2 rRNA genes are annotated in these 3,072 nt (G+C 49.8%); both read left to right on the top strand.

Annotation, left to right across the window (positions count from 1 at the left end):
• Window positions 1-2,582, top strand: a 23S ribosomal RNA gene (locus AB6E30_RS22365); the annotation flags it as partial.
• A 136-nt stretch (window positions 2,583-2,718) separates the two neighbouring features.
• A 5S ribosomal RNA gene (rrf, locus tag AB6E30_RS22360) occupies window positions 2,719-2,834 on the top strand.
• Window positions 2,835-3,072: the final 238 nt, after the last annotated feature.

Genomic DNA, 3,072 nt, shown 5'->3' with positions numbered 1-3,072 from the left:
TAAAGGGTGATAGCCCCGTAACCGACACATCATAATCAGTGAAAACGAGTAGGGCGGGACACGTGATATCCTGTCTGAATATGGGGGGACCATCCTCCAAGGCTAAATACTACTGACTGACCGATAGTGAACCAGTACCGTGAGGGAAAGGCGAAAAGAACCCCTGTGAGGGGAGTGAAATAGAACCTGAAACCGTGTACGTACAAGCAGTAGGAGCACCTTCGTGGTGTGACTGCGTACCTTTTGTATAATGGGTCAGCGACTTAATTTTAGTAGCAAGGTTAACCGTTTAGGGGAGCCGTAGGGAAACCGAGTCTTAACTGGGCGTACAGTTGCTAGGATTAGACCCGAAACCAGGTGATCTAGCCATGGGCAGGTTGAAGGTTGAGTAACATCAACTGGAGGACCGAACCGACTAATGTTGAAAAATTAGCGGATGACTTGTGGCTAGGGGTGAAAGGCCAATCAAACCTGGAGATAGCTGGTTCTCCCCGAAAGCTATTTAGGTAGCGCCTCGGACGAATACTACTGGGGGTAGAGCACTGTTAAGGCTAGGGGGTCATCCCGACTTACCAACCCTTTGCAAACTCCGAATACCAGTAAGTACTATCCGGGAGACACACGGCGGGTGCTAACGTCCGTCGTGGAGAGGGAAACAACCCAGACCGCCAGCTAAGGTCCCAAAGTATAGCTAAGTGGGAAACGATGTGGGAAGGCTCAGACAGCCAGGATGTTGGCTTAGAAGCAGCCATCATTTAAAGAAAGCGTAATAGCTCACTGGTCGAGTCGGCCTGCGCGGAAGATGTAACGGGGCTAAGCTATACACCGAAGCTGCGGCTACGTACCTTAGGGTGCGTGGGGTAGGGGAGCGTTCTGTAAGCCGTTGAAGGTGGTCTGTAAGGGCTGCTGGAGGTATCAGAAGTGCGAATGCTGACATGAGTAACGATAAAGGGAGTGAAAAACTCCCTCGCCGGAAGACCAAGGGTTCCTGTCCAACGTTAATCGGGGCAGGGTAAGTCGACTCCTAAGGCGAGGCCGAAAGGCGTAGTCGATGGGAAACGGGTTAATATTCCCGTACTTCTTACAATTGCGATGGGGGGACGGAGAAGGCTAGGTGGGCCTGGCGACGGTTGTCCAGGTTCAAGTACGTAGGCGGGTGGTTTAGGTAAATCCGGACCGCTACTAACGCTGAGATACGATGTCGAGCTACTACGGTAGTGAAGTCATTGATGCCATGCTTCCAGGAAAAGCCTCTAAGCTTCAGATTGTAAGGAATCGTACCCCAAACCGACACAGGTGGTCGGGTAGAGAATACCAAGGCGCTTGAGAGAACTCGGGTGAAGGAACTAGGCAAAATGGTACCGTAACTTCGGGAGAAGGTACGCTCTTATCAGTGAAGTCCCTTGCGGATGGAGCAGACGAGAGTCGCAGATACCAGGTGGCTGCAACTGTTTATTAAAAACACAGCACTGTGCAAAATCGTAAGATGACGTATACGGTGTGACGCCTGCCCGGTGCCGGAAGGTTAATTGATGGGGTTAGACTTCGGTCGAAGCTCTTGATCGAAGCCCCGGTAAACGGCGGCCGTAACTATAACGGTCCTAAGGTAGCGAAATTCCTTGTCGGGTAAGTTCCGACCTGCACGAATGGCGTAATGATGGCCACGCTGTCTCCACCCGAGACTCAGTGAAATTGAAATCGCTGTGAAGATGCAGTGTACCCGCGGCTAGACGGAAAGACCCCGTGAACCTTTACTACAGCTTGGCACTGAACATTGAACCTACATGTGTAGGATAGGTGGGAGACTTTGAAACCGCGTCGCTAGATGTGGTGGAGTCGTCCTTGAAATACCACCCTTGTAGTTTTGATGTTCTAACGTTGGTCCCTGAATCGGGATTACGGACAGTGCCTGGTGGGTAGTTTGACTGGGGCGGTCTCCTCCCAAAGAGTAACGGAGGAGCACGAAGGTGGGCTAAACACGGTTGGACATCGTGTGGTTAGTGCAATGGCATAAGCCCGCTTGACTGCGAGAATGACAATTCGAGCAGGTGCGAAAGCAGGTCATAGTGATCCGGTGGTTCTGAATGGAAGGGCCATCGCTCAACGGATAAAAGGTACTCCGGGGATAACAGGCTGATACCGCCCAAGAGTTCATATCGACGGCGGTGTTTGGCACCTCGATGTCGGCTCATCACATCCTGGGGCTGAAGTCGGTCCCAAGGGTATGGCTGTTCGCCATTTAAAGTGGTACGCGAGCTGGGTTTAGAACGTCGTGAGACAGTTCGGTCCCTATCTGCCGTGGGCGTTGGAAAATTGAAAGGGGCTGCTCCTAGTACGAGAGGACCGGAGTGGACGAACCTCTGGTGTTCGGGTTGTCATGCCAATGGCATTGCCCGGTAGCTAAGTTCGGAATCGATAACCGCTGAAAGCATCTAAGCGGGAAGCGAGCCTTGAGATGAGTTTTCCCTGGCACTATAAGTGTCCTAAAGGGTTGTCGTAGACTACGACGTTGATAGGCAGGGTGTGTAAGTGCTGCGAGGCATTGAGCTAACCTGTACTAATTGCCCGTGAGGCTTAACCATACAACACCCAAGGGGTTTTGTGGACTCAAAGAAAGACCAGACCTTGAATGAGTTTGAAGAGATAGACTTTTAAATCAGTTTTCCAGATTATTTTGCCTTCAGTTTTTAAAAAAGCTGAAAGTAAAAGCAAAATTTGCTTGGCGACCATAGCATTGTGGACCCACCTGATTCCATGCCGAACTCAGAAGTGAAACACAATAGCGCCGATGGTAGTGTGGGGCTTCCCCATGTGAGAGTAGGACATCGCCAGGCTCCAAATTTATTTTCACTTTTTAAAAAGTGAAGACAAAAGTTCGACTTTGTCTATTAAGTAGACAAGTCACCATAGAGTTCTAAGTTTTCTTAGTATTTTATGTTGACTTTCAAAGTAGAAAGCGTATTATACGCGTCCTGCTTAAGTGCTAAGGCACTGAAAGCGTTCTCTTTTTAGAGAACAAGCTCTTTAACAATTTAAACCTATCAATCTGTGTGGGCACTCGTTGATGAATAT

It is taken from the genome of Vibrio sp. 10N.247.311.12 (assembly GCF_041467515.1).
GTDB classification, from domain to species: domain Bacteria; phylum Pseudomonadota; class Gammaproteobacteria; order Enterobacterales; family Vibrionaceae; genus Vibrio; species Vibrio crassostreae_C.
This window is presented reverse-complemented; position numbering and strand designations above follow the sequence as displayed.